We start from the raw sequence: 22,963 nt of genomic DNA on the forward strand, positions 1-22,963 counted from the left end.
GTAAACCCACTGCGCGTGTGAATTCTTAACAGAGATCAGATTAATGGATAAGTTTCGTGTACAGGGGCCGACGCGTCTCCAGGGCGAAGTGACAATTTCAGGCGCGAAAAACGCCGCGCTGCCCATTCTTTTTGCCGCCTTGCTGGCAGAGGAACCGGTTGAAATTCGTAACGTTCCGAAACTGAAAGATATTGATACCACCATCAAGCTGCTTAGCCAGCTGGGTATGAAGGTGGAGCGTAACGGATCCGTATGGATCGATGCCAGTAACGTTGATGTTTTCTGCGCCCCTTACGACCTGGTAAAAACCATGCGCGCCTCTATTTGGGCGCTGGGGCCGCTGGTTGCCCGTTTTGGTGAAGGACAAGTTTCCTTGCCCGGCGGCTGTGCTATCGGCGCGCGTCCAGTGGATCTGCATATTACCGGCCTTGAACAACTGGGCGCAGAGATCAAGCTGGAAGAAGGGTATGTCAAAGCCTCCGTTAACGGGCGCTTGAAAGGCGCGCATATCGTGATGGATAAAGTGAGCGTTGGCGCGACGGTGACCATTATGTCCGCCGCGACGCTGGCTGAAGGCACGACCATTATCGAAAACGCCGCTCGTGAGCCTGAAATCGTTGATACGGCGAACTTCCTTAATACGCTGGGTGCGAAAATCAGCGGTATGGGAACCGATCGTATTACCATTGAAGGGGTTAAGCGTCTGGGCGGCGGTGTTTACCGCGTGCTGCCGGATCGTATTGAAACCGGAACCTTCCTCGTTGCGGCGACGATCTCTGGCGGAAAAATTGTCTGCCGTAACGCCCAGCCGGATACGCTGGATGCGGTGCTGGCTAAACTGCGCGATGCGGGTGCCGATATTGAAGTGGGTGAAGACTGGATTAGCCTGGATATGCACGGCAAGCGTCCTAAAGCCGTAAACGTGCGTACGGCACCGCATCCTGGTTTCCCAACCGACATGCAGGCACAGTTCACCCTGTTGAACCTGGTAGCGGAAGGAACGGGGATTATCACCGAAACCATTTTCGAAAACCGCTTTATGCATATCCCTGAACTAATTCGTATGGGGGCGCATGCCGAGATCGAAAGCAATACGGCGATCTGCCATGGCGTAGAGAAACTCTCCGGCGCACAGGTGATGGCAACGGATTTACGCGCATCTGCAAGCCTGGTGCTGGCGGGATGCATTGCGGAAGGAACCACCATCGTCGATCGTATTTATCATATTGACCGTGGCTATGAAGGTATTGAAGATAAACTCAGCGCGCTAGGTGCCAATATCGAGCGCGTAAAAGGCGAATAAGCCTGGGTGTTTAATCGCATAAAGGGAGCCTCGGCTCCCTTTTTCTATCATCCGCTTTAGCAAGTGAAGGGAGTTGTTCTTTTCATTAACGCTGATTTTCCTCCCTTTTTTTCCTGATAAGCTTCGTTTTATCGATAAATTCATGGGTGACAGGATCATAATAGCGCGACGGCCAGATAACCCAGGGATCGGTGCCCAGCGCACGGGCAATGATCAATTCACCTTTCGGCCAGGAGCGAGTCAATGCGTTAGCGAGGGTGGATGAACTTAGCCCGTTTTTTCGTGATTCTGCGGCCAGCGATGTCCCTTTTTTACGCAGCCCGGCAATGATATCCGCCTGGTGCCAGTCCAATAATTTTTTTTCCATAACATCTCCCTGGTAGAAATAGGTGTCAAATTTTACGTCAACAACGCTATTAACTATACGCATCCAGGAGCGTTTGTTCTTAAATGCTCATGTGATATTTTGCGTTTTAGGATTTTGCCAGGGATTGATATTACAGGATATTTTTCTTAAATTTGCTGTTTTGTTAGAGCTTATTGGAACTTTCCCGCGGCATTGCGCGGGAAGCTGGAAAGATTAACGATCGCGCTGAACGGCGATATGAGCAAGACCGATCAATGCTTCCCGCCACGGTGAATCCGGCAGCACTTGTAGAGCGGCAATCGCTTTATCGGCTTCTTCTTCCGCACGGCTTCGCGTCCATTCGAGAGAGCCGCAAGCCGCCATTGCTTCCAGAACAGGTTCCAGAAGATGCCGCCCGTTTCCTTGCTCAATCGCTTCACGGATCATCTGCGCTTGCTCGGGGGTGCCATTATGCATGGCATGCAACAAAGGCAGCGTGGGTTTGCCCTCGTTCAGGTCATCGCCGGTGTTTTTGCCCAGCGTTTCGCCGTCTGCGCTGTAATCCAGTAGATCATCGATAAGCTGGAAGGCGGTGCCCAGATAGCGGCCATAATCCTGCAACGCTTTTTCCTGCGCTTCGCTACAGCCCGCCAGCAGGCCGGAGCACTGCGCCGCTGCTTCAAACAGGCGAGCGGTTTTGCTGTAAATGACACGCATATAATTTTCTTCAGTGATGTCTGGGTCGTTGACGTTCATCAACTGCAAAACTTCACCTTCAGCAATGACGTTTACCGCCGATGACATCACTTCCAGCACTTTCAGCGAGCCGAGACTGGTCATCATCTGAAACGCGCGGGTATAGATAAAATCCCCGACCAGTACACTGGCGGCATTGCCAAACGCCGCGTTAGCGGTCGCTTTACCGCGGCGCATGTCGGATTCATCTACGACGTCGTCGTGAAGAAGTGTGGCGGTATGAATAAATTCGATTAGGGCGGCAATGGTGACATGGGAATGGCCTTCATAGCCAACAGCACGCGCTGCCAGTACGGCAATCATCGGACGGATGCGTTTGCCGCCGCCGCTTACGATGTAATAACCCAACTGATTGATCAACTGAACATCCGAGTTGAGTTGTTGCAGAATCGTCGCGTTTACACCCGCCATATCCTGCGCGGTTAACTCATTGATTTTTTCTAAATTCATCGCAAAAGCCGGGCTTCGAGTCCTGTTTACCACATAGAAAAATGGGATAACAAAGGGTTACGGGTTAGAATAGTATTGTTGATTGTACTGAAAAAATGCGCCAGATAAACGTTACCTTACGCGTTGTGTTTTTTTTCTGCATGGAGTGACGATCACTCTTGTCAAAGGGCTGCAACTTGCGTAATATTCGCGCCCTATTATGAATATTTTTAGCGCACTCTGAATTGATCAGGATAGGTGCGTGGAAGCGGAGTTTTATATGTACGCGGTTTTCCAAAGTGGTGGTAAACAACACCGAGTAAGCGAAGGTCAGACCGTTCGCCTGGAAAAGCTGGACATCGCAACTGGCGAATCTGTTGAATTCGCTGAAGTGCTGATGATCGCAAACGGTGAAGAAGTCAAAATCGGCGTTCCTTTCGTTGATGGCGGCGTAATCAAAGCTGAAGTTGTTGCTCACGGTCGTGGCGAGAAAGTTAAAATCGTTAAGTTTCGTCGTCGTAAACACTATCGTAAGCAGCAAGGCCACCGTCAGTGGTTCACTGATGTGAAAATTACTGGCATCAGCGCCTAAGACCTGAGGAGTAGATTAAATGGCACATAAAAAGGCTGGCGGCTCAACTCGTAACGGTCGCGATTCAGAAGCTAAACGTCTGGGCGTTAAACGCTTCGGCGGTGAAGCAGTTCTCGCAGGTAGCATCATCGTTCGTCAACGTGGTACCAAATTCCACGCTGGCCCGAACGTAGGTTGCGGCCGTGACCACACTCTGTTCGCTTTGACTGACGGTAAAGTTAAGTTCGAAGTTAAAGGCCCGAAAAACCGTAAATTCATCAGCATCGTTGCTGAATAAGTTTTTCGCGTCCCGGTAACGGAAGAAAGCCCCGCAACACGTTGCGGGGCTTTTTACATTAGAAGTCCGGAAAATTGTGGCAGGGCATACGGGTATGAAACAGCAGGCAGGCATCGGCATTGTGCTGGCGCTCACCACGGCGATGTGCTGGGGAGCGTTACCTATCGCAATGAAGCAGGTGCTGGAAGTGATGGAACCGCCAACGGTGGTTTTTTATCGCTTTCTGATGGCGACTATCGGCCTTGGTATGATTCTCGGTTGGAAAAGAAAGCTGCCCTCGCTGCATATCTTTCGCAAGCCGCGCTGGTTGGTTTTATTGGCTATTGCCACCGGCGGGTTGTTCGGCAATTTCATTCTTTTCAGTTCGTCTCTGCAATATGTCAGCCCGACGGCATCGCAGGTCATCGGCCAACTTTCCCCGGTCGGTATGATGATTGCCAGCGTCGTTATTCTGAAAGAGAAAATGCGCGGCACGCAGATTATCGGTGCGGTGATGCTGATCTGCGGCCTGCTGTTGTTTTTTAATACCAGCCTGGTGGAAATTTTTACCCGGTTAACGGATTACACCTGGGGCGTGATTTTTGGCGTCGGTGCAGCGACGGTGTGGGTGAGTTACGGCGTTGCGCAAAAAGTATTATTGCGGCGATTGGCCTCTCAGCAGATCCTCTTTTTGCTGTACACTTTGTGTACGATTGCGTTATTGCCGTTGGCGAAGCCCGCCGTGCTGTTTCAGTTGAGCGACTGGCAGCTGGCCTGCTTAATCTTTTGTGGATTAAATACGCTGGTGGGATATGGCGCGCTGGCGGAAGCGATGGCCCGCTGGCAGGCGGCGCAGGTGAGCGCATTAATCACGCTGACGCCGCTCTTTACGCTATTTTTTTCAGATCTATTATCAATGGCCTGGCCCGATGTTTTCGCCAGACCGATGTTAAACCTTGTCGGTTATCTCGGTGCGTTTGTCGTGGTTGCGGGCGCGATGTTTTCCGCGATTGGTCATCGTCTTATCAGACGCAATCGCGAAGTGGTCGCCACTGTGCCCCGCTCAGGCGAATGAGTTACGGAGAGTAAAATGAAGTTTGTAGATGAAGCTACGATTCTGGTTGTAGCAGGCGATGGCGGTAACGGCTGTGTCAGTTTCCGCCGTGAAAAGTATATCCCGCGAGGCGGCCCTGACGGCGGCGACGGCGGCGACGGCGGCGATGTCTGGCTGGAAGCGGACGAAAACCTTAACACTCTGATTGATTACCGCTTTGAAAAATCTTTCCGTGCGGAGCGCGGTCAGAATGGCCAGAGCCGCGACTGTACCGGGAAACGCGGAAAAGATATTACCGTGAAAGTCCCTGTCGGTACCCGCGTTATCGACCAGGGCACCGGCGAAACTATGGGCGATATGACTAAACACGGTCAGCGTCTGATGGTCGCAAAAGGTGGCTGGCACGGTTTGGGCAACACCCGCTTTAAATCCTCGGTTAACCGTACCCCGCGGCAGAAAACCATGGGTACGCCGGGCGATAAGCGTGATTTGCAGCTGGAGCTGATGCTGCTGGCTGACGTCGGCATGCTGGGGATGCCGAATGCCGGTAAATCGACATTTATTCGCGCGGTCTCAGCGGCAAAACCAAAAGTGGCGGATTATCCGTTTACGACGCTGGTACCAAGCCTTGGCGTTGTCCGTATGGATAACGAAAAGAGCTTTGTGGTTGCCGATATTCCGGGGTTGATCGAAGGCGCGGCTGATGGCGCAGGCCTTGGGATCCGCTTCCTGAAACATCTGGAACGCTGCCGCGTACTGCTGCACCTGATCGATATCGATCCGATCGATGGTTCCGATCCGGCGGAAAACGCCCGCGTTATTGTTGGCGAACTGGAAAAATACAGCGAGAAACTGGCTGCTAAGCCGCGCTGGCTGGTGTTCAACAAGATCGATTTGATGGACAAAGCTGAGGCAGAAGCGAAAGCGAAAGCGATTGCCGAGGCGTTGGGCTGGGAAGATAAGTTCTACCTGATCTCCGCCGCCAGCCAGCAGGGCGTAAAAGACCTGTGCTGGGACGTGATGACCTTTATCATCGAAAACCCCATTTCGCAGGCGCAGGAAGAGCAGCAGCCTGAGAAAGTCGAATTCATGTGGGATGATTATCATCGTCAGCAGCTTGAAGAAGCTGAAGTGGTTGAAGACGATGAAGAGTGGGATGACGACTGGGACGAAGACGACGAAGAAGGCGTTGAGTTCATCTATAAGCGCTAATCGCTGCGATTTCTCTGCATAAACGGGGAAATATTGTTTATAAAATGCCGGGTCAGCTGATGCTACCCGGCATTTTTTATTAGTTGTTCTGATAGATGTCTTTGTACAAACGGCTTTCGAAACGTACCAGCGGAATACGGCGATTACGCTGATCCGCCGGTTCAACGGCGTAGCCGGAAAGATATTGCACAAAAGCCATGCGCTGACCGCTGGCGGTAGTGATAAAGCCTGCCAGGTTATAAACACCCTGCAGCGAGCCGGTTTTTGCCGAAACTTTGCCGTCGACGCCCGCTTCGTGCAGACCTGCGCGATACTGCAGGGAGCCATCGTAGCCTGCCAGCGGCAGCATGGAGATAAAATTGAGCTCGGTATCGTGCTGGGCAATGTATTGCAGTACCTGAATCATCGTTGCCGGTGCCAGAAGGTTATGCCGGGACAGGCCAGAACCATCGGCGATGATCGTATTGCCAAGATCGATTCCCGCCTGTTGACGCAGGATCTGCCGTACCGCATCGGAGCCTGCTCGCCAGGTTCCCGGTACGCCAAAACGCGCATGACCAATCATACGAAACACGGTATCTGCGATCATATTGTCTGACTTTTTCAGCATCTGCTTCAACAGGTCGTGGAGCGGTGCCGACTGCTTACTGGCGATCACCGTACCCGCCTGGTTTTCCTGGGTTTGACGCAACAGCGTGCCGCTGTAGGAGATACCGGCAGTATTCAGTTCTGCTTTCAGAATCGCCCCTGCGTAGCTCGCGCCATCCTGAATGGCAAAGGCCAGCGGCAGCGGATCGGCACGCTGTGGCAGGCAGCCGGTTAAGGTAAAGCGGTTTAAATCGCCGGGCACCACATCCAGTTCGCAATACTGCGCCTCGGAAGATCCGCGGGCCAGCGTGCGCACCTGGCTGAACATATTTACCGGGTAATAGTTCGCGATACGGATATAAGCGAGATCGCCGGGTTTTTGCGCGCTATAGAGCGAAATAGAGAAGCAGTTGCGATCGACAATCGCGGCGGCAGGCGGCGCGCTAAAGCACTGGGTCATATCGTTCCACGGCCAGCCTGGCGCTTTATCATGGCTGGCAAAAATGGAGGTATCAATAAGCACATTGCCCTCGATTTTCTGCACGCCTGACTTTTTCAGCGCGGCAACCATATTGCGAATATCCTGACGTTTTAACGTCGGATCGCCGCCAAATCGTGCAATTAAGTCACCTTTCAGGCTACCGTTTTCGACAGTGCCTTTACTTTCCAGCGTGGTGGTAAAGCGAAAGTCCGGCCCCAGTTGCAGCAGCGCAGCCAACGCGGTAATCACTTTCTGCGTACTGGCCGGCAAAGCCATCTGTTTACCGTGATAATCGATCTCAGGTGCCGGCGCACCCACTTTCTGCACCATGAGCGCCAGGTTCGTACCATCCGGCAGTTGGTTGATGTATTCATCAACATTCGCGGCCTGAGCGTTCAGGGCTATACTTGTGGTCAATCCGATGATAAAGCTGGAAAATCGCATAATCTCGCGCTAGGAAGCTGAAAACAAGCCGTCATACTACGGCGCAACGACCCGGAAAGTAAACGATGACCCTTAGTGAACTTCCGGGTAAAATACGTATCAAATTGAAAAATTGCGCTGACCTGGGGCTTTGTCTCCGGGTCAGTTTTCTTTTGCTTCTGCCCGGCGGCATTTGCCCGTTTACGGGGGAGGTCGTTCAGATGGGGTGGGTTACCGCTCCCTACAGGTATGTTTAAGAGGTATAACAATGCAAGCTATTCCGATGACCCTACGTGGTGCCGAAAAACTGCGCGAAGAACTGGAGTTTCTGAAATCCGTTCGTCGTCCTGAAATCATCGCTGCTATTGCCGACGCCCGCGAGCATGGCGATCTGAAAGAGAACGCGGAATATCATGCAGCGCGCGAGCAGCAAGGTTTCTGCGAAGGCCGTATCAAAGATATCGAAGCGAAACTCTCTAATGCGCAGGTTATCGACATCTCTAAACTGCCAAAAAGCGGCCGGGTGATTTTTGGTTCTACCGTCACCGTTTTGAACCTCGATAACGACGAAGAGCAGACTTACCGTATTGTTGGCGATGATGAAGCCGACTTTAAACAGAACCTCATTTCCGTCAACTCGCCCATCGCTCGCGGCCTGGTGGGAAAAGAACAGGATGATGTGGTGGTGATTCGCACCCCCGGCGGCGACGTGGAATACGAAATTATCAAAGTTGAATATCTTTGATGGCGGTTGCTGCATTCATTGTTGACGATTTGTAAAGAAAAGAAAAAGGCCGCGTTGCGGCCTTTTATGAATTCCGGGAGCGTGGCATTTTGCACCTCTGCTGGCGGAAACCCCTCGTTTTACACAGATTTTGTGTTCAATTCAGGATATCCTTAGCGTGGCAGCGAAATTTTACGCTCCGCGGTTGGGCGATAAAGTACCAGCGTTTTACCGATGACCTGTACGTTACAGGCGCCGGTTTCGCGAACGATAGCTTCCACAATCAAGGTCTTAGTTTCTCTGTCTTCAGAGGCGATCTTCACCTTGATAAGTTCATGGTGCTCTAACGCTTGTTCAATCTCGGCCAGTACCCCTTCGGTCAAACCATTATTGCCAAGCATAACTACCGGCTTGAGCGGATGTGCCAGACCTTTCAGGTGCTGTTTTTGTTTAGTACTCAGATTCATCGTATATTTTGCTTACGTTGGGATTGAAAACGGGTCATTCTACCGCCATCTCCACTGTATCGCCAAATTGCGTGTCGAAATTTTCTCGATGCCGTCGATGAACCCGGATGGAAAGTTAAATGACAGGTAAAAAGCGTTCTGCCAGCTCAAGCCGCTGGCTTCAGGAACACTTTAGCGATAAATATGTTCAACAGGCGCAGAAAAAAGGGTTGCGTTCCCGTGCCTGGTTTAAACTTGATGAAATACAGCAAAGTGACAAACTCTTTAAGCCGGGTATGACCGTTGTCGATCTGGGCGCAGCGCCCGGCGGATGGTCGCAGTATGCGGTCACGCAGATTGGTGGAAACGGACGCATTATCGCATGCGATCTTTTACCGATGGATCCAATCGTTGGTGTGGACTTCCTTCAGGGCGATTTTCGTGATGAATTAGTTCTGAAAGCGTTACTGGAGCGTGTTGGCGACAGTAAAGTTCAGGTTGTCATGTCCGATATGGCGCCGAATATGAGCGGCACGCCGGCGGTTGATATACCCCGTTCCATGTATCTGGTGGAACTGGCGCTTGAAATGTGCCGTGATGTGCTGGCACCGGGCGGTAGTTTTTTAGTGAAAGTGTTCCAGGGCGAAGGTTTCGATGAGTACCTCACGGAAATTCGTTCTATGTTTACGAAGGTTAAAGTGCGTAAACCGGACTCTTCGCGTGCACGTTCACGTGAAGTGTATATTGTAGCGACCGGGCGAAAATGATACCCCGTCGATTTCGGCCTTTGGTTTGAAAGAGATGGGATATGTTGTATCCTGACGCTGTTTTTAACACAGTTGTAATATGAGGTTAATCCCTTGAGTGACATGGCGAAAAACCTAATTCTCTGGCTGGTCATTGCCGTCGTGCTGATGTCAGTATTCCAGAGCTTTGGGCCCAGCGAGTCGAATAGCCGTAAGGTGGATTACTCTACCTTCCTGCAAGAGGTAAACCAGGACCAGGTTCGCGAAGCGCGTATCAATGGACGTGAGATCAACGTTACCAAGAAAGATAGTAACCGTTATACGACTTACATCCCGGTCAGCGATCCCAAACTGCTCGACAACCTGCTGACGAAAGGCGTCAAGGTTGTAGGCGAGCCGCCGGAAGAGCCGAGCCTGCTGGCGAATATCTTCATCTCCTGGTTCCCGATGCTGCTGCTGATTGGGGTCTGGATCTTCTTTATGCGCCAAATGCAGGGCGGCGGTGGCAAAGGTGCCATGTCGTTCGGCAAGAGCAAGGCGCGTATGCTCACGGAAGATCAGATCAAAACCACTTTCGCTGATGTTGCGGGTTGTGACGAAGCAAAAGAAGAAGTTGCCGAACTGGTTGAGTATCTGCGTGAGCCGAGCCGTTTCCAGAAGCTGGGCGGTAAAATCCCGAAAGGCGTGCTGATGGTGGGTCCTCCGGGTACCGGTAAAACGCTGCTGGCGAAAGCAATCGCCGGTGAAGCGAAGGTGCCTTTCTTCACCATTTCCGGTTCTGACTTTGTTGAAATGTTCGTCGGTGTCGGTGCGTCTCGCGTACGTGACATGTTCGAGCAGGCCAAGAAAGCCGCGCCGTGCATTATCTTTATCGATGAAATCGACGCCGTAGGTCGCCAGCGTGGCGCTGGTCTTGGCGGCGGTCACGATGAACGTGAACAGACGCTTAACCAGATGTTGGTTGAAATGGATGGTTTCGAAGGTAACGAAGGCATTATCGTTATCGCGGCGACTAACCGTCCCGACGTGCTGGATCCAGCGCTGCTGCGTCCAGGCCGCTTTGACCGACAGGTCGTTGTTGGTCTGCCGGACGTGCGTGGTCGTGAGCAGATCCTGAAAGTGCATATGCGTCGCGTTCCGCTGTCGCCGGATATCGATGCTGCAATCATTGCGCGCGGTACGCCGGGCTTCTCCGGTGCCGATTTGGCCAACCTGGTCAACGAAGCTGCGCTGTTTGCTGCTCGCGGTAACAAACGCGTCGTATCGATGGTTGAGTTTGAAAAAGCGAAAGACAAAATCATGATGGGCGCTGAGCGCCGCTCCATGGTGATGACGGAAGCACAGAAAGAATCCACCGCCTATCACGAAGCAGGTCACGCGATTATCGGTCGCCTGGTACCGGAACACGATCCGGTGCATAAAGTGACGATTATTCCCCGCGGCCGTGCATTGGGCGTGACATTCTTCCTGCCGGAAGGCGATGCGATTAGCGCCAGCCGTCAGAAACTCGAAAGCCAGATCTCAACGCTGTATGGCGGTCGTCTGGCAGAAGAGATTATCTACGGTACAGAACATGTTTCTACCGGCGCGTCGAACGATATCAAAGTCGCGACCAACCTGGCGCGTAACATGGTTACCCAGTGGGGCTTCTCGGAAAAATTAGGTCCGCTGCTGTATGCCGAAGAAGAGGGCGAAGTGTTCCTTGGTCGTTCGGTGGCAAAAGCGAAACATATGTCCGATGAAACCGCGCGTATCATCGACCAGGAAGTGAAAGCGCTGATTGAACGTAACTACAATCGTGCACGCCAACTGCTCAATGAGAACATGGACATTCTTCATGCGATGAAAGATGCGTTGATGAAGTATGAAACCATCGATGCGCCGCAGATTGATGACCTGATGTCTCGTCGTGATGTTCGTCCCCCAGCAGGTTGGGAAGAACCTGGCGCGAATAATTCTGACAGCAATGGTACGCCTCGCGCGCCGCGTCCGGTTGATGAACCGCGTACGCCGAACCCGGGCAATACGATGTCAGAACAGCTGAGCGACAAATAAGCCTTCGCTGTTGAAGATTTGCTATTAATAGAAACCCCGGGGCTTGCTCCGGGGTTTTTCTTTAATTTATTACGGCCTTAACCTCAGGGAAATTAGTCATGAAACTCCATGCCCAGGGCTCATTACTTGATCTGTCTCATCCCCATGTTATGGGGATCCTCAATGTCACACCGGACTCTTTTTCCGATGGCGGCGCGCATAACACATTGATCGAAGCGGTAAAGCACGCGAACCTGATGATTAATGCCGGGGCGACAATTATCGATATCGGTGGCGAATCAACGCGCCCTGGCGCTGCGGATGTCAGCGTAGAAGAGGAGCTTCAACGGGTCATTCCGGTGGTTGAAGCTATCGCGCAGCGTTTCGAGGTTTGGATTTCCGTCGATACGTCTAAACCTGAGGTGATCCGCGAATCGGCGCGAGTAGGCGCGCATATTATTAACGATATCCGTTCCTTAACCGAACCGGGCGCGCTGGAAGCTGCGGCGCAAACCGGGCTGCCGGTTTGCCTGATGCATATGCAGGGACAACCTAAAACCATGCAGGAAGCGCCAAAATATGATGACGTTTTCGCTGACGTGAACCGCTTTTTTAGCGAGCAGATAGCGCGTTGCGAACGGGCTGGTATCGCAAAAGAGAAATTGCTGCTCGACCCGGGATTCGGTTTCGGTAAAAATCTCTCCCATAATTATACTTTGCTTGCCCGCCTGGCTGAGTTGCACCATTTTGGCTTACCCTTATTGGTCGGCATGTCGCGTAAAACGATGATAGGTCAACTTCTTAATGTCGGTCCGTCCGAACGATTAAGCGGTAGCCTGGCTTGTGCAGTAATTGCGGCTATGCAGGGTGCGCAGATTATTCGTGTTCATGATGTAAAAGAAACTATAGAAGCGATGCGGGTCGTAGAAGCCACGCTGTCAGCGAAGGAAAACAAACGCTATGAGTAGTCGTAAATATTTTGGTACCGACGGTATTCGCGGCCGCGTCGGCGACGCGCCTATCACTCCAGAATTCGTGCTCAAACTGGGCTGGGCTGCGGGCAAAGTACTGGCGCGCCACGGTTCACGTAAAATCATCATCGGCAAAGACACCCGTATTTCAGGTTATATGCTGGAATCCGCCCTCGAAGCAGGGCTTGCGGCAGCCGGGCTTTCTGCCTCCTTCACCGGACCAATGCCGACGCCTGCGGTCGCCTATCTCACACGAACCTTCCGGGCCGAAGCTGGCATCGTCATCTCCGCTTCCCATAACCCGTTCTATGACAACGGCATCAAATTTTTCTCCATCGACGGCACGAAACTACCGGATGCGGTAGAAGAAGCGATTGAAGCCGAGATGGAAAAAGAGCTGACCTGCGTGGATTCAGCAGAACTCGGTAAAGCCAGCCGTATTGTGGATGCCGCAGGACGCTATATTGAGTTTTGCAAAGCCACCTTCCCGAATGAGCTCAGCCTTAACGGGTTAAAAATCGTCGTCGACTGCGCCAATGGTGCGACGTACCACATTGCGCCGAACGTTTTTCGCGAGCTAGGCGCGAAGGTAATCGCTATGGGCTGTGAGCCAGATGGCGTAAACATTAATGAAAAATGTGGCGCTACGGACGTGGCTGCGCTGCAGCAACGCGTTTTGGCCGAGAAAGCCGACCTCGGCGTTGCCTTTGATGGCGATGGCGATCGCGTCATTATGGTCGACAATGAAGGCAATAAGGTCGATGGCGATCAGATCATGTATATCATCGCCCGCGAAGGGTTGCGCCAGGGGCAGCTGCGCGGCGGCGCGGTGGGCACGTTGATGAGCAATATGGGCCTTGAGTTAGCATTGAAGCAGCTGGGGATTCCCTTTGCTCGTGCGAAAGTGGGCGACCGCTACGTGCTGGAAAAAATGCAGGAAAAAGGCTGGCGTATCGGTGCGGAAAACTCTGGCCACGTCATCCTGCTGGATAAAACCACCACCGGCGACGGTATTGTGGCGGGTCTGCAAGTTGTGGCGGCAATGGTGCGTAACCATATGTCGCTGCATGATTTATGCAGCGGGATGAAGATGTTCCCGCAGGTGCTGGTGAATGTGCGCTTTACGGCAGGCATCGGCGATCCGCTGGAAGATGAGACGGTAAAAGCAGTGATGGCCGAAGTAGAAGCGACGCTGGGTAGCCGTGGGCGTGTGCTGTTGCGTAAATCCGGCACCGAGCCATTAATCCGCGTCATGGTAGAAGGCGAAGATGAAGCTCAGGTCACTGCGCTGGCAAATCGCATTGCCGATGCGGTTAAAGCCGTAAAATAGTGCGTTAAGTACCTAAAAAGGCGGCTTTTGCCGCCTTTTTAACCGTCCAGTAGCGTGTTTTGCTGTTTTTTTCCTCACTTGATAAAATGCGCTGAAATTGCCCTTGCGAAGGTCATTCGCTTTGGTTAGTATTCACACCCGCTTCAGTGGGAAAGCAAGAAACATCCCGCTTATATTGGTTTGAAGCATTGGCTGCGGCAAAACCGCAAGGAACAGGTTGATTATGTACGAAGCTCTTTTAGTTATTTTCCTTATTGTAGCGCTGGCTCTTGTGGGTCTGATTATGCTGCAGCAAGGTAAAGGCGCTGATATGGGAGCCTCCTTTGGCGCTGGCGCGTCCGGTACGCTGTTTGGTTCAAGTGGTTCTGGTAACTTCATGACCCGTGCAACAGCTGTGCTGGCAACACTGTTCTTTATTATTAGCCTTGTGCTGGGCAACATTAACAGCAATAAAACCAATAAAGGAAGCGAGTGGGATAACCTGAGCGCACCGGCGAAGAGTGAACAAACTCAGCCAGCAGCTCCGGCGCAGCCAAGCAGCGATATCCCGCACTAAGCAGTAAGTCGTGCCGAGGTGGTGGAATTGGTAGACACGCTACCTTGAGGTGGTAGTGCCCGATTGGGCTTACGGGTTCAAGTCCCGTCCTCGGTACCAATATTCCGAAAAAAAGACATCGTAAGATGTCTTTTTTTTTGCCTGTTATTTATGACGTCCACCACATCTCCCCGCGCATTGGCTCATTTTTTATCGCCACTGAAACTAAAGTAGTAGCTTTTGCTGGGTGACAGCCTGCCGTTGGCGCTATGACTGTTATCGACTGCGTAATCGTGGCGTAAAAGATTAGCCGCTGCGGGTGCGTCGAATAATGGGGAACGGTGAAAAGCGTGAAACGACAGGAAAGGGAGAATATCCGTACCTGCATGCAGGTACGGATGGGTAAAGCGGGTTACTTTTTCTCGTTGTGTTCAAGGTTTTCAACCTGCGGCAGGCCAGTGCCCGCGGAGGTTGAAAGTAAACCCGTTTGCATATAGTTAACCAGCTTCTCGCGGGTATCGGTAATATCCAGATTACGCATGGTCAGCTGGCCGATACGATCGTCCGGAGAGAAGACGGACTCGCCTTTTTCCATCGTCAGACGCTCTGCTTTATAGGTCAGATTGTCGGAAACGGTATTGAGGATTGAGTAATCGTTGCCGCGACGCAGTTCCAGCGTGACTTCACCGGTAATAGCACTCGCCACCCAACGTTGCAGTGAGTCGCGCAGCATCAGCGCTTGCGGATCGAACCAACGGCCCTGATAGAGCAAACGACCAAGCTGACGACCATGAGCGTGATATTGTTCGATGGTGTCTTCGTTATGAATCCCCGTCAGCAGACGCTCGTAAGCGATATGCAGCAACGCCATCCCCGGCGCTTCATAAATACCGCGGCTTTTCGCTTCGATAATACGGTTTTCAATCTGGTCGCTCATTCCCAAACCGTGACGGCCGCCGATACGGTTGGCTTCCAGCATCAGTTCAACATCATCCGCGAAGGTTTGACCATTCAGCGCCACCGGGTGACCGCGCTCAAAACGTACGGTGACTTCTTCCGCCTGGATTTTGACGTTCTCATCCCAGAACTTCACGCCCATAATTGGGTTAACGATTTTCACGCTGGAGTTAAGAAATTCCAGATCCTTCGCTTCGTGCGTCGCGCCCAGCATATTGGAGTCTGTGGAATAGGCTTTTTCCGCCGACATTTTATAGTCAAAGCCGGAAGCAACCATAAATTCGGACATTTCCTGACGACCGCCCAGCTCATCAATAAAATCGGTATCCAGCCACGGCTTATAGATTTGCAGCTCGGCGTTGGTCAGCAGGCCGTAGCGATAAAAACGCTCAATATCGTTGCCTTTATAGGTGCTGCCGTCGCCCCAGATATTTACACCGTCCTCTTTCATCGCCGCGACCAGCATCGTACCGGTCACTGCCCGGCCCAGCGGCGTGGTATTGAAATAGGTCAAACCACCGGTGGTGTTATGAAAAGCGCCGCACTGAATGGCCGCTATGCCTTCGGCGACCAGCTGTTTACGGCAGTCGATCAGGCGGGCATTTTCCGCACCGTACTCTTTTGCACGACGGGGAATCGCGTCATAGTCATCCTCGTCTGGCTGGCCCAGATTCGCCGTGTAGGCATAAGGAACTGCGCCTTTTTGGCGCATCCACAGCAGCGCTGCGCTAGTGTCCAGGCCGCCGGAGAAAGCGATGCCGATACGTTGCCCGGTGGGAAGATGCTTGAGAATCGTCGTCATAAAAAAATCCCTGCTTGATAGACCGATGGTGAAAGACTTAACAGCCACGCCATGCTTACTGTGCCATCCGACCAAACAATTAGTGAATGGTTATGCAAAATAAATGAGTTTTCATTTAATCATCTTTTAGCGATAACGAAAAGAGAAGAGTGCAATTTTCATTGCGTGAGTGAGGTCTAAAGCTGAATACCTGAGTAAAATAATACGCAATTAAATTGCATACGTCAGGGCGCACAGGAAGCTAAGCTTCCGTGGTTGACAGAACGGTATGTTTTTCAATATACTGCAGGTCGATTTTACGTCCCGTCTCTCGGTACCAAATCCCAGCATTATTTGCAAATTTGCACTCAAGCGAGTAAAATTTGCCACGTTTCAGGCGCGGGGTGGAGCAGCCTGGTAGCTCGTCGGGCTCATAACCCGAAGGTCGTCGGTTCAAATCCGGCCCCCGCAACCACTTTCCCTAAGTGTTCTTTTTCAAATATACTATGAGGACTTAACGCCTTCGTAGCTGGATTTGAAAAAAATACTTTGGAAGGTTTCTCCAGGCCGCAGTTGCGGCTATAGGGTTCAGTTATTCAAAGCCCCGATTTATCGGGGTTTTTTGTTATCTGAGTACGAAATAACTGGGCTTTACGCCCTTTTTTTATGTCTTGGGGGTGGACTTGTCCACATTAGAGCAAAAATTAACAGACATGATTACGGCGCCGGTTGAAGCACTGGGCTATGAACTGGTCGGCATCGAGTTTGTGCGCGGGCGCACATCTACACTGCGCATCTATATTGATAGTGAAGATGGCATCAACGTTGATGATTGCGCTGATGTCAGCCACCAGGTCAGTGCGGTACTGGACGTAGAAGATCCGATTACCGTGGCTTACAACCTGGAAGTTTCCTCACCAGGTCTTGAGCGTCCTCTGTTTACGGCTGAGCACTATGCACGCTTTAAGGGCGACGAAGTTTCGCTGGTTCTGCGTATGGCGGTTCAGAATCGCCGTAAGTGGCAGGGCATCATTAAAGAGGTGGATGGCGAGATGATCACCGTTACGGTCGAAGGTAAAGATGAAGTGTTCGCATTGAGTAATATTCAAAAAGCGAACCTGGTCCCCCACTTTTAACAGTCTGAATTTGAGGTGAAAGGCCCCCGATGAACAAAGAAATTTTGGCTGTTGTTGAAGCTGTTTCTAACGAAAAGTCGCTTCCGCGTGAAAAAATCTTTGAAGCGCTGGAAAGTGCTCTGGCTACGGCAACCAAGAAAAAATACGAACAAGAGATTGATGTTCGCGTAAGCATCGATCGTAAAAGCGGTGATTTTGACACATTCCGTCGCTGGCTGATTGTTGAAGAAGTGACTCAGCCAACGCGTGAAATCACGCTCGAAGCAGCGCGTTACGAAGATGAAAGCCTGAACCTTGACGATTTTGTTGAAGATCAGATCGAATCCGTAACCTTTGACCGTATCACCACCCAGACCGCGAAGCAGGTTATCGTACAGAAAGTACGTGAAGCTGAGCGCGCGATGGTGGTCGATCAGTTCCGCGAGCATGAAGGCGAAATCATCACCGGCGTGGTGAAGAAAGTAAACCGCGACAACATTACTCTGGATCTCGGCAGCAATGCTGAAGCCGTGATTCTGCGTGAAGATATGCTGCCGCGCGAAAACTTCCGTCCCGGCGACCGTATCCGCGGCGTGCTGTACGCCGTGCGTCCTGAAGCGCGCGGTGCGCAACTGTTCGTGACCCGTTCCAAACCGGAAATGCTGATCGAACTGTTCCGCATTGAGGTTCCGGAAATCGGCGAAGAAGTGATTGAGATTAAAGCCGCCGCCCGCGATCCGGGTTCTCGCGCTAAAATCGCCGTGAAGACCAACGACAAGCGTATCGATCCGGTCGGCGCGTGCGTGGGTATGCGCGGTGCGCGCGTACAGGCGGTTTCGACTGAACTCGGCGGTGAGCGCATTGACATCGTGTTGTGGGATGATAACCCGGCACAGTTCGTCATTAATGCGATGGCACCGGCTGACGTTGCTTCTATCGTGGTGGATGAAGACAAGCACACCATGGATATTGCAGTGGAATCAGGCAACCTGGCGCAGGCGATCGGTCGTAATGGCCAGAACGTGCGCCTCGCATCTCAGCTGAGCGGTTGGGAACTCAACGTGATGACCGTTGAGGATCTGCAGTCCAAGCATCAGGCTGAGGCTCATGCGGCGATTGATACCTTTACCCGTTACCTGGACATTGACGAAGATTTTGCCACCGTTCTGGTCGAAGAAGGTTTCTCTACGCTGGAAGAACTGGCCTATGTGCCAATCAAAGAGCTGCTGGAAATCGATGGTCTGGATGAAGATACCGTCGAAGCCCTGCGCGATCGTGCAAAAAACGCGCTGACCACTCTGGCGCTGGCGCAGGAAGAAAGCCTCGGTAATAAACAACCGGCTGAAGACCTGCTTAACCTGGAAGGTCTGGATCGCGCACTGGCTTTCAAACTGGCTGCTCGTGGTGTTTGTACGCTGGAAGACCTCGCTGAGCAAGGCGTCGATGACCTGAGTGATATCGAAGGGTTAACTGACGAAAAAGCGGGTGAGCTCATCATGGCCGCACGTAATATTTGCTGGTTTGGTGACGAAGCGTAATAAACTGTAGCAGGAAGGAACAGCATGACAGATGTAACCGTAAAAACGCTGGCCGATGAGATTCAAACCTCTGTGGACCGCCTGGTACAGCAATTTGCTGATGCAGGGATCCGCAAGTCCGCTGAAGACTCAGTGACGGCACAAGAAAAGCAGACGCTGTTAGCGCATTTGAACCGTGAACACGGTTCTACGCCTGACAAGCTGACACTGCAGCGCAAAACGCGCAGCACATTAAATATTCAGGGCACCGGTGGTAAAAGTAAGTCGGTGCAGATCGAAGTCCGTAAAAAACGCACCTTTGTAAAACGCGATCCACAAGAGGCTGAACGTCTCGCTGCGGAAGAAGAGGCGATGCGTGAAGCGGAAGAGAAGGCCCGTCGTGAAGCAGAGGAAGCCGCTGAGCGCGAAGCCGAGGAAAAAGCGAAACGTGAAGCCGAAGCCCGAGCAAAACGTGAAGCTGAAGAAAAGGCTAAACGCGATAATGCTGAAAATGCAAAACGCGGAGCTGCGGAAAATAGCAAAGTGAGCAATCAACAATCTGACGAAATGACCAGGACAGCCCAGGCGGAAAAAGCCCGTCGTGAATCCGAAGCGCAAGAACTGAAGCGCAAAGCGGAAGAAGAGGCTCGTCGTAAACTGGAAGAAAGCGCGCGTCGCGTAGCGGAAGAAGCTCGTCGTATGGCAGAACAGAATGAAAACGGCTGGGTAGCACCCGTCGTGGAAGAAGAAACGACCGGCGATTATCACGTCACCACATCCCAGCATGCACGCCAGGCTGAAGATGACAACGATCGTGAAGTTGAAGGCGGTCGCGGTCGCGGTCGTACGGCAAAAGCTGCCGCACGCCCGAAAAAAGGCAATAAACACTCTGAAAGCAAAGCTGACCGTGAAGAAGCGCGTGCAGCGGTTCGCGGTGGTAAAGGCGGCCGTCAGCGCAAAGGTTCTGCTCTGCAACAGGGCTTCCAGAAGCCTGCTCAGGCGGTTAACCGTGACGTTATCATCGGCGAAACCCTGACCGTTGGCGAACTGGCGAACAAGATGGCGGTAAAAGGCTCTCAGGTCATCAAAGCGATGATGAAGCTGGGCGCAATGGCCACCATCAACCAGGTTATCGACCAGGAAACGGCACAGCTGGTTGCTGAAGAGATGGGCCACAAAGTTATCCTGCGTCGTGAAAACGAGCTGGAAGAAGCGGTAATGAGCGACCGTGACACCGGCGCTGCGGCTGAACCGCGCGCACCGGTAGTGACCATTATGGGTCACGTTGACCACGGTAAAACCTCTCTGCTTGACTACATTCGTTCGACGAAAGTGGCCTCTGGCGAAGCGGGCGGCATTACCCAGCACATTGGTGCTTACCACGTTGAAACCGACAACGGCATGATCACCTTCCTGGATACCCCTGGCCACGCCGCGTTTACCGCAATGCGTGCCCGTGGTGCTCAGGCAACGGATATCGTGGTTCTGGTAGTGGCAGCGGACGATGGCGTGATGCCGCAGACTATCGAAGCTATTCAGCACGCGAAAGCGGCGAAGGTGCCGGTAGTGGTCGCCGTGAACAAAATCGATAAACCAGAAGCCGATCCGGATCGTGTTAAAAACGAACTGTCCCAGTACGGCATCATTCCGGAAGAGTGGGGCGGCGAAAGCCAGTTCGTTCACGTTTCCGCGAAAGCCGGTACCGGTATCGACGAACTGCTGGACGCGATTCTGCTGCAGGCCGAAGTTCTGGAACTGAACGCTGTGCGTAACGGTATGGCGAGCGGCGTGGTTATCGAATCCTTCCTTGATAAAGGTCGTGGTCCGGTGGCTTCCGTGCTGGTTCGTGAAGGTACGCTGCATAAAGGCGATATCGTTCTCTGTGGCTTCGAATATGGCCGCGTGCGTGCGATGCGTGACGAATTAGGTCGCGAAGTGACCGAAGCAGGCCCGTCTATTCCGGTTGAAATCCTCGGTCTGTCCGGCGTGCCGGCTGCAGGCGACGAAGCAACCGTCGTTCGTGACGAGAAGAAAGCTCGTGAAGTTGCACTGTATCGTCAGGGCAAATTCCGCGAAGTTAAACTGGCGCGTCAGCAGAAATCCAAACTGGAAAACATGTTTGCTAACATGACCGAAGGCGAAGTTCACGAAGTGAACATCGTACTGAAGGCCGACGTTCAGGGTTCTGTCGAAGCGATCTCCGATTCTCTGCTGAAACTGTCTACTGAAGAAGTGAAAGTGAAGATCGTGGGTTCCGGCGTAGGTGGTATCACCGAAACCGACGCGACGCTGGCTGCCGCATCCAACGCGATTCTGGTTGGCTTTAACGTACGTGCCGACGCTTCTGCGCGTCGCGTGATCGAAGCGGAAGGTCTGGATCTGCGTTATTACTCCGTCATCTATAACCTGATTGACGAAGTGAAAGCGGCAATGAGCGGCATGCTCTCTCCGGAACTGAAACAGCAGATCATCGGTCTGGCAGAAGTTCGCGATGTGTTCAAATCGCCGAAATTCGGTGCGATCGCGGGCTGTATGGTTACCGAAGGTGTGGTTAAACGCCACAACCCGATCCGCGTACTGCGCGACAACGTGGTTATCTATGAAGGCGAGCTGGAATCACTGCGCCGCTTCAAAGATGACGTCAACGAAGTCCGTAACGGCATGGAATGTGGTATCGGCGTGAAAAACTACAATGATGTCCGTACTGGCGACATGATTGAAGTCTTCGAAATCATCGAGATCCAACGTTCTATCGAGTAATTCGCGCGCTTATTCGGGTCGCTGTCAGGCCCAAATAGCAGGTGAATGAAGATTGCTGGCCGGGTTCGCTTGTGCGCCTCCCGGCAAGAAATATCAAAAGGGGCTACGGCCCCTTTTTAGTCTGGAGAATTATTATGGCGAAAGAATTTGGTCGCCCGCAGCGCGTATCTCAGGAACTGCAAAAAGAGATTGCGATTATCCTGCAGCGCGAAATTAAAGACCCGCGTCTGGGTATGATGACCACCGTTTCCGGTGTTGAAGTCTCCCGCGATCTGGCCTATGCCAAAGTGTTTGTCACTTTCCTCAACGATAAAGATGAAGCCTCCGTGAAAGCGGGCATCAAAGCGTTGCAGGATGCATCAGGTTTTATTCGCAGCCTGCTGGGTAAAGCGATGCGTTTGCGTATTGTGCCGGAACTGACCTTCTTCTATGACAATTCATTGGTAGAAGGGATGCGTATGTCTAACCTGGTGACCAGCGTGGTGAAGCACGATGACGAACGTCGTGTCAATCCGGACGACAGCAAGGAGGACTAATGAGTCGTCCTCGTCGTCGCGGTCGCGACGTGCATGGCGTGCTGCTGCTGGATAAACAGCAGGGCGCGTCGAGCAACGATGTATTGCAGAAGGTAAAACGCCTGTATAACGCCAATCGCGCCGGACACACCGGTGCGCTGGATCCGCTGGCCACCGGCATGCTGCCGATTTGTCTTGGGGAAGCGACAAAGTTCTCCCAATATTTGCTGGATTCAGACAAGCGTTATCGGGTTATTGCCCGTCTTGGGCAGCGTACCGATACCTCCGATGCGGATGGCCAGGTTGTCGAAGAGCGTCCGGTGACGTTTAGCGCCGATCAACTGGCCAGCGCGCTGCAGAGTTTTCGCGGCGAAACGCAGCAAGTACCGTCGATGTATTCCGCCCTTAAGTATCAGGGAAAGAAGCTCTACGAGTATGCGCGCCAGGGCATTGACGTGCCGCGTGAAGCACGGCCGATCACCGTCTATGAACTGCTGTTTATCCGCCATCAAGGCGATGAACTTGAGCTGGAAATTCACTGTTCGAAAGGCACTTACATTCGCACTATCATTGATGATCTGGGCGAGAAGTTGGGCTGCGGCGCACATGTTATCTACCTGCGCCGCCTGGCAGTGAGTAAGTACCCCGTTGAACGAATGGTGACCCTTGAACAACTGCGCGAGCTGGTTGAGCAGGCCGAGCAACAGGATATCCCGGCGGCACAGCTGCTGGATCCGTTACTGATGCCGATGGACAGCCCGGCGTCGGATTTCCCGGTGGTTAATATTCCGTCGGTTGTCGCGGCGTATTTCAAAAATGGCCAGCCGGTACGCGCCTCTGCGGTACCGAAATCGGGACTTGTTCGCGTGACGGAAGGCGAAGAGGCGAAATTTATCGGCATGGGTGAAATGGATGATGAAGGGCGCGTTGCGCCGCGTCGTCTGGTCGTCGAGTATCCTGCGCAATAACGGGCTTACCTTGCGGGAAACCGCGACTGCGAGTAGAATATTGCCGCTTGACGCCGGGCTATGTTGTTAACATCTCCCGGCGTTAATCCTGAGGCCGCTGAATTAGAGATTGGCGACCTTTCAT

General features: G+C 52.5%; 21 protein-coding genes and 2 tRNA genes. 18 read left to right on the forward strand and 5 right to left on the reverse strand.

All coding sequences use genetic code 11. The annotated features are described in order from the left end of the window. The first annotated feature begins 43 nt into the window (after positions 1-43). Positions 44-1,303: a UDP-N-acetylglucosamine 1-carboxyvinyltransferase gene (gene murA / locus RW65_RS11070; protein ID WP_039056798.1), complete on the forward strand. Its 1,260-nt coding sequence runs from the start codon at positions 44-46 to the stop codon at positions 1,301-1,303. Between the two features lie 85 nt (positions 1,304-1,388). Here murA and sfsB read toward each other — a convergent pair whose 3' ends face one another. Both sfsB and ispB read right to left on the reverse strand, forming a co-directional pair. Continuing rightward, a complete protein-coding gene (gene sfsB / locus RW65_RS11075; protein ID WP_039056799.1) occupies positions 1,389-1,670 on the reverse strand; it encodes a DNA-binding transcriptional regulator SfsB in 282 nt (93 codons plus the stop codon). A gap of 213 nt (positions 1,671-1,883) precedes the next feature. Then, a complete protein-coding gene (gene ispB / locus RW65_RS11080; RefSeq protein WP_039056800.1) occupies positions 1,884-2,855 on the reverse strand; it encodes an octaprenyl diphosphate synthase in 972 nt (323 codons plus the stop codon). A gap of 259 nt (positions 2,856-3,114) precedes the next feature. On the opposite strand from ispB, the gene rplU reads away from it, so the two are divergent. The 4 genes from rplU to cgtA all read left to right on the forward strand — a co-directional run bounded on the left by rplU (position 3,115) and on the right by cgtA (position 5,948). Then, the gene (gene rplU, locus RW65_RS11085; protein WP_003025032.1) at positions 3,115-3,426 is read left to right on the forward strand and encodes a 50S ribosomal protein L21; all 312 of its coding nucleotides are present in this window, start codon (positions 3,115-3,117) and stop codon (positions 3,424-3,426) included. 19 nt (positions 3,427-3,445) lie between these two features. Continuing rightward, a complete protein-coding gene (rpmA, locus tag RW65_RS11090; RefSeq protein WP_035887967.1) occupies positions 3,446-3,703 on the forward strand; it encodes a 50S ribosomal protein L27 in 258 nt (85 codons plus the stop codon). Positions 3,704-3,797: 94 nt separating this feature from the next. Next, positions 3,798-4,757 (forward strand): DMT family transporter, encoded by a 960-nt coding sequence (locus RW65_RS11095; protein WP_039056802.1) that lies wholly within the window; start codon positions 3,798-3,800, stop codon positions 4,755-4,757. Positions 4,758-4,772: 15 nt separating this feature from the next. Continuing rightward, positions 4,773-5,948 carry an Obg family GTPase CgtA gene (gene cgtA, locus RW65_RS11100; RefSeq protein WP_039056803.1) on the forward strand — a complete coding sequence of 392 codons (1,176 nt, stop codon included), beginning with the start codon at positions 4,773-4,775 and terminating at the stop codon, positions 5,946-5,948. 79 nt (positions 5,949-6,027) lie between these two features. Here the strand turns inward: cgtA and dacB are convergent, their stop codons facing one another. Continuing rightward, positions 6,028-7,461 (reverse strand): serine-type D-Ala-D-Ala carboxypeptidase, encoded by a 1,434-nt coding sequence (gene dacB, locus RW65_RS11105; RefSeq protein WP_039056804.1) that lies wholly within the window; start codon positions 7,459-7,461, stop codon positions 6,028-6,030. 247 nt (positions 7,462-7,708) lie between these two features. Between dacB and greA the strand changes: the two genes are divergently transcribed. Next, on the forward strand, positions 7,709-8,185 hold the full coding sequence (greA, locus tag RW65_RS11110) for a transcription elongation factor GreA (RefSeq protein WP_039056805.1): 477 nt from the start codon (positions 7,709-7,711) through the stop codon (positions 8,183-8,185). Positions 8,186-8,337: 152 nt separating this feature from the next. Here greA and yhbY read toward each other — a convergent pair whose 3' ends face one another. Then, on the reverse strand, positions 8,338-8,631 hold the full coding sequence (yhbY, locus tag RW65_RS11115) for a ribosome assembly RNA-binding protein YhbY (protein WP_007369919.1): 294 nt from the start codon (positions 8,629-8,631) through the stop codon (positions 8,338-8,340). A 119-nt stretch (positions 8,632-8,750) separates the two neighbouring features. On the opposite strand from yhbY, the gene rlmE reads away from it, so the two are divergent. From rlmE to RW65_RS11145, 6 genes are all read left to right on the forward strand, one after another. Then, the gene (gene rlmE, locus RW65_RS11120) at positions 8,751-9,377 is read left to right on the forward strand and encodes a 23S rRNA (uridine(2552)-2'-O)-methyltransferase RlmE (protein ID WP_039056806.1); all 627 of its coding nucleotides are present in this window, start codon (positions 8,751-8,753) and stop codon (positions 9,375-9,377) included. A gap of 102 nt (positions 9,378-9,479) precedes the next feature. Then, complete coding sequence (gene ftsH, locus RW65_RS11125; RefSeq protein ID WP_039056807.1) at positions 9,480-11,411, forward strand: ATP-dependent zinc metalloprotease FtsH; 1,932 nt, start codon at positions 9,480-9,482, stop codon at positions 11,409-11,411. A 98-nt stretch (positions 11,412-11,509) separates the two neighbouring features. Beyond that, on the forward strand, positions 11,510-12,358 hold the full coding sequence (folP, locus tag RW65_RS11130; protein WP_039056808.1) for a dihydropteroate synthase: 849 nt from the start codon (positions 11,510-11,512) through the stop codon (positions 12,356-12,358). Then, the gene (gene glmM / locus RW65_RS11135; RefSeq protein WP_039056809.1) at positions 12,351-13,691 is read left to right on the forward strand and encodes a phosphoglucosamine mutase; all 1,341 of its coding nucleotides are present in this window, start codon (positions 12,351-12,353) and stop codon (positions 13,689-13,691) included. The genes folP and glmM overlap by 8 nt, the downstream gene beginning before the upstream one ends. Positions 13,692-13,914: 223 nt before the next feature. Further along, positions 13,915-14,247 (forward strand): preprotein translocase subunit SecG, encoded by a 333-nt coding sequence (gene secG, locus RW65_RS11140; protein ID WP_039056810.1) that lies wholly within the window; start codon positions 13,915-13,917, stop codon positions 14,245-14,247. A gap of 12 nt (positions 14,248-14,259) precedes the next feature. Then, a tRNA-Leu gene (locus RW65_RS11145) sits at positions 14,260-14,346 on the forward strand. Between the two features lie 292 nt (positions 14,347-14,638). On the opposite strand, the gene argG is transcribed toward RW65_RS11145, so the two are convergent. Continuing rightward, the gene (argG, locus tag RW65_RS11150) at positions 14,639-15,985 is read right to left on the reverse strand and encodes an argininosuccinate synthase (RefSeq protein WP_039056811.1); all 1,347 of its coding nucleotides are present in this window, start codon (positions 15,983-15,985) and stop codon (positions 14,639-14,641) included. Positions 15,986-16,362: 377 nt separating this feature from the next. Between argG and RW65_RS11155 the strand changes: the two genes are divergently transcribed. The 6 genes from RW65_RS11155 to truB all read left to right on the forward strand — a co-directional run bounded on the left by RW65_RS11155 (position 16,363) and on the right by truB (position 22,839). Further along, positions 16,363-16,439, forward strand: a tRNA-Met gene (locus RW65_RS11155). A 208-nt stretch (positions 16,440-16,647) separates the two neighbouring features. Beyond that, positions 16,648-17,100: a ribosome maturation factor RimP gene (rimP, locus tag RW65_RS11160; RefSeq protein WP_039056812.1), complete on the forward strand. Its 453-nt coding sequence runs from the start codon at positions 16,648-16,650 to the stop codon at positions 17,098-17,100. A gap of 29 nt (positions 17,101-17,129) precedes the next feature. Further along, positions 17,130-18,617, forward strand: coding sequence for a transcription termination factor NusA (gene nusA, locus RW65_RS11165; protein ID WP_039056813.1), 1,488 nt, complete (start codon positions 17,130-17,132; stop codon positions 18,615-18,617). Positions 18,618-18,641: 24 nt separating this feature from the next. After that, entirely contained in the window at positions 18,642-21,356 is a 2,715-nt protein-coding gene (infB, locus tag RW65_RS11170) for a translation initiation factor IF-2 (RefSeq protein ID WP_039056814.1), read from the forward strand. 134 nt (positions 21,357-21,490) lie between these two features. Beyond that, positions 21,491-21,892: a 30S ribosome-binding factor RbfA gene (gene rbfA, locus RW65_RS11175; RefSeq protein WP_039056815.1), complete on the forward strand. Its 402-nt coding sequence runs from the start codon at positions 21,491-21,493 to the stop codon at positions 21,890-21,892. Continuing rightward, the gene (truB, locus tag RW65_RS11180) at positions 21,892-22,839 is read left to right on the forward strand and encodes a tRNA pseudouridine(55) synthase TruB (RefSeq protein WP_039056816.1); all 948 of its coding nucleotides are present in this window, start codon (positions 21,892-21,894) and stop codon (positions 22,837-22,839) included. Before rbfA ends, truB begins: the two co-directional genes overlap by 1 nt. The last annotated feature ends 124 nt before the right edge of the window (positions 22,840-22,963 follow it).

The organism is Enterobacter sp. Bisph1 (genome assembly GCF_000814905.1).
Taxonomy (GTDB): Bacteria; Pseudomonadota; Gammaproteobacteria; order Enterobacterales; family Enterobacteriaceae; genus Kosakonia.

Excerpts from the sequence above, each read along its gene's own strand:
- murA (WP_039056798.1), top strand. The coding sequence starts at position 44 with ATGGATAAGTTTCGTGTACAGGGGCCGACGCGTCTCCAGGGCGAAGTG.
- sfsB (WP_039056799.1), bottom strand. The coding sequence starts at position 1,670 with ATGGAAAAAAAATTATTGGACTGGCACCAGGCGGATATCATTGCCGGG.
- ispB (WP_039056800.1), bottom strand. The coding sequence starts at position 2,855 with ATGAATTTAGAAAAAATCAATGAGTTAACCGCGCAGGATATGGCGGGT.
- rplU (WP_003025032.1), top strand. The coding sequence starts at position 3,115 with ATGTACGCGGTTTTCCAAAGTGGTGGTAAACAACACCGAGTAAGCGAA.
- rpmA (WP_035887967.1), top strand. The coding sequence starts at position 3,446 with ATGGCACATAAAAAGGCTGGCGGCTCAACTCGTAACGGTCGCGATTCA.
- RW65_RS11095 (WP_039056802.1), top strand. The coding sequence starts at position 3,798 with ATGAAACAGCAGGCAGGCATCGGCATTGTGCTGGCGCTCACCACGGCG.
- cgtA (WP_039056803.1), top strand. The coding sequence starts at position 4,773 with ATGAAGTTTGTAGATGAAGCTACGATTCTGGTTGTAGCAGGCGATGGC.
- dacB (WP_039056804.1), bottom strand. The coding sequence starts at position 7,461 with ATGCGATTTTCCAGCTTTATCATCGGATTGACCACAAGTATAGCCCTG.
- greA (WP_039056805.1), top strand. The coding sequence starts at position 7,709 with ATGCAAGCTATTCCGATGACCCTACGTGGTGCCGAAAAACTGCGCGAA.
- yhbY (WP_007369919.1), bottom strand. The coding sequence starts at position 8,631 with ATGAATCTGAGTACTAAACAAAAACAGCACCTGAAAGGTCTGGCACAT.
- rlmE (WP_039056806.1), top strand. The coding sequence starts at position 8,751 with ATGACAGGTAAAAAGCGTTCTGCCAGCTCAAGCCGCTGGCTTCAGGAA.
- ftsH (WP_039056807.1), top strand. The coding sequence starts at position 9,480 with ATGGCGAAAAACCTAATTCTCTGGCTGGTCATTGCCGTCGTGCTGATG.
- folP (WP_039056808.1), top strand. The coding sequence starts at position 11,510 with ATGAAACTCCATGCCCAGGGCTCATTACTTGATCTGTCTCATCCCCAT.
- glmM (WP_039056809.1), top strand. The coding sequence starts at position 12,351 with ATGAGTAGTCGTAAATATTTTGGTACCGACGGTATTCGCGGCCGCGTC.
- secG (WP_039056810.1), top strand. The coding sequence starts at position 13,915 with ATGTACGAAGCTCTTTTAGTTATTTTCCTTATTGTAGCGCTGGCTCTT.
- argG (WP_039056811.1), bottom strand. The coding sequence starts at position 15,985 with ATGACGACGATTCTCAAGCATCTTCCCACCGGGCAACGTATCGGCATC.
- nusA (WP_039056813.1), top strand. The coding sequence starts at position 17,130 with ATGAACAAAGAAATTTTGGCTGTTGTTGAAGCTGTTTCTAACGAAAAG.
- infB (WP_039056814.1), top strand. The coding sequence starts at position 18,642 with ATGACAGATGTAACCGTAAAAACGCTGGCCGATGAGATTCAAACCTCT.
- rbfA (WP_039056815.1), top strand. The coding sequence starts at position 21,491 with ATGGCGAAAGAATTTGGTCGCCCGCAGCGCGTATCTCAGGAACTGCAA.
- truB (WP_039056816.1), top strand. The coding sequence starts at position 21,892 with ATGAGTCGTCCTCGTCGTCGCGGTCGCGACGTGCATGGCGTGCTGCTG.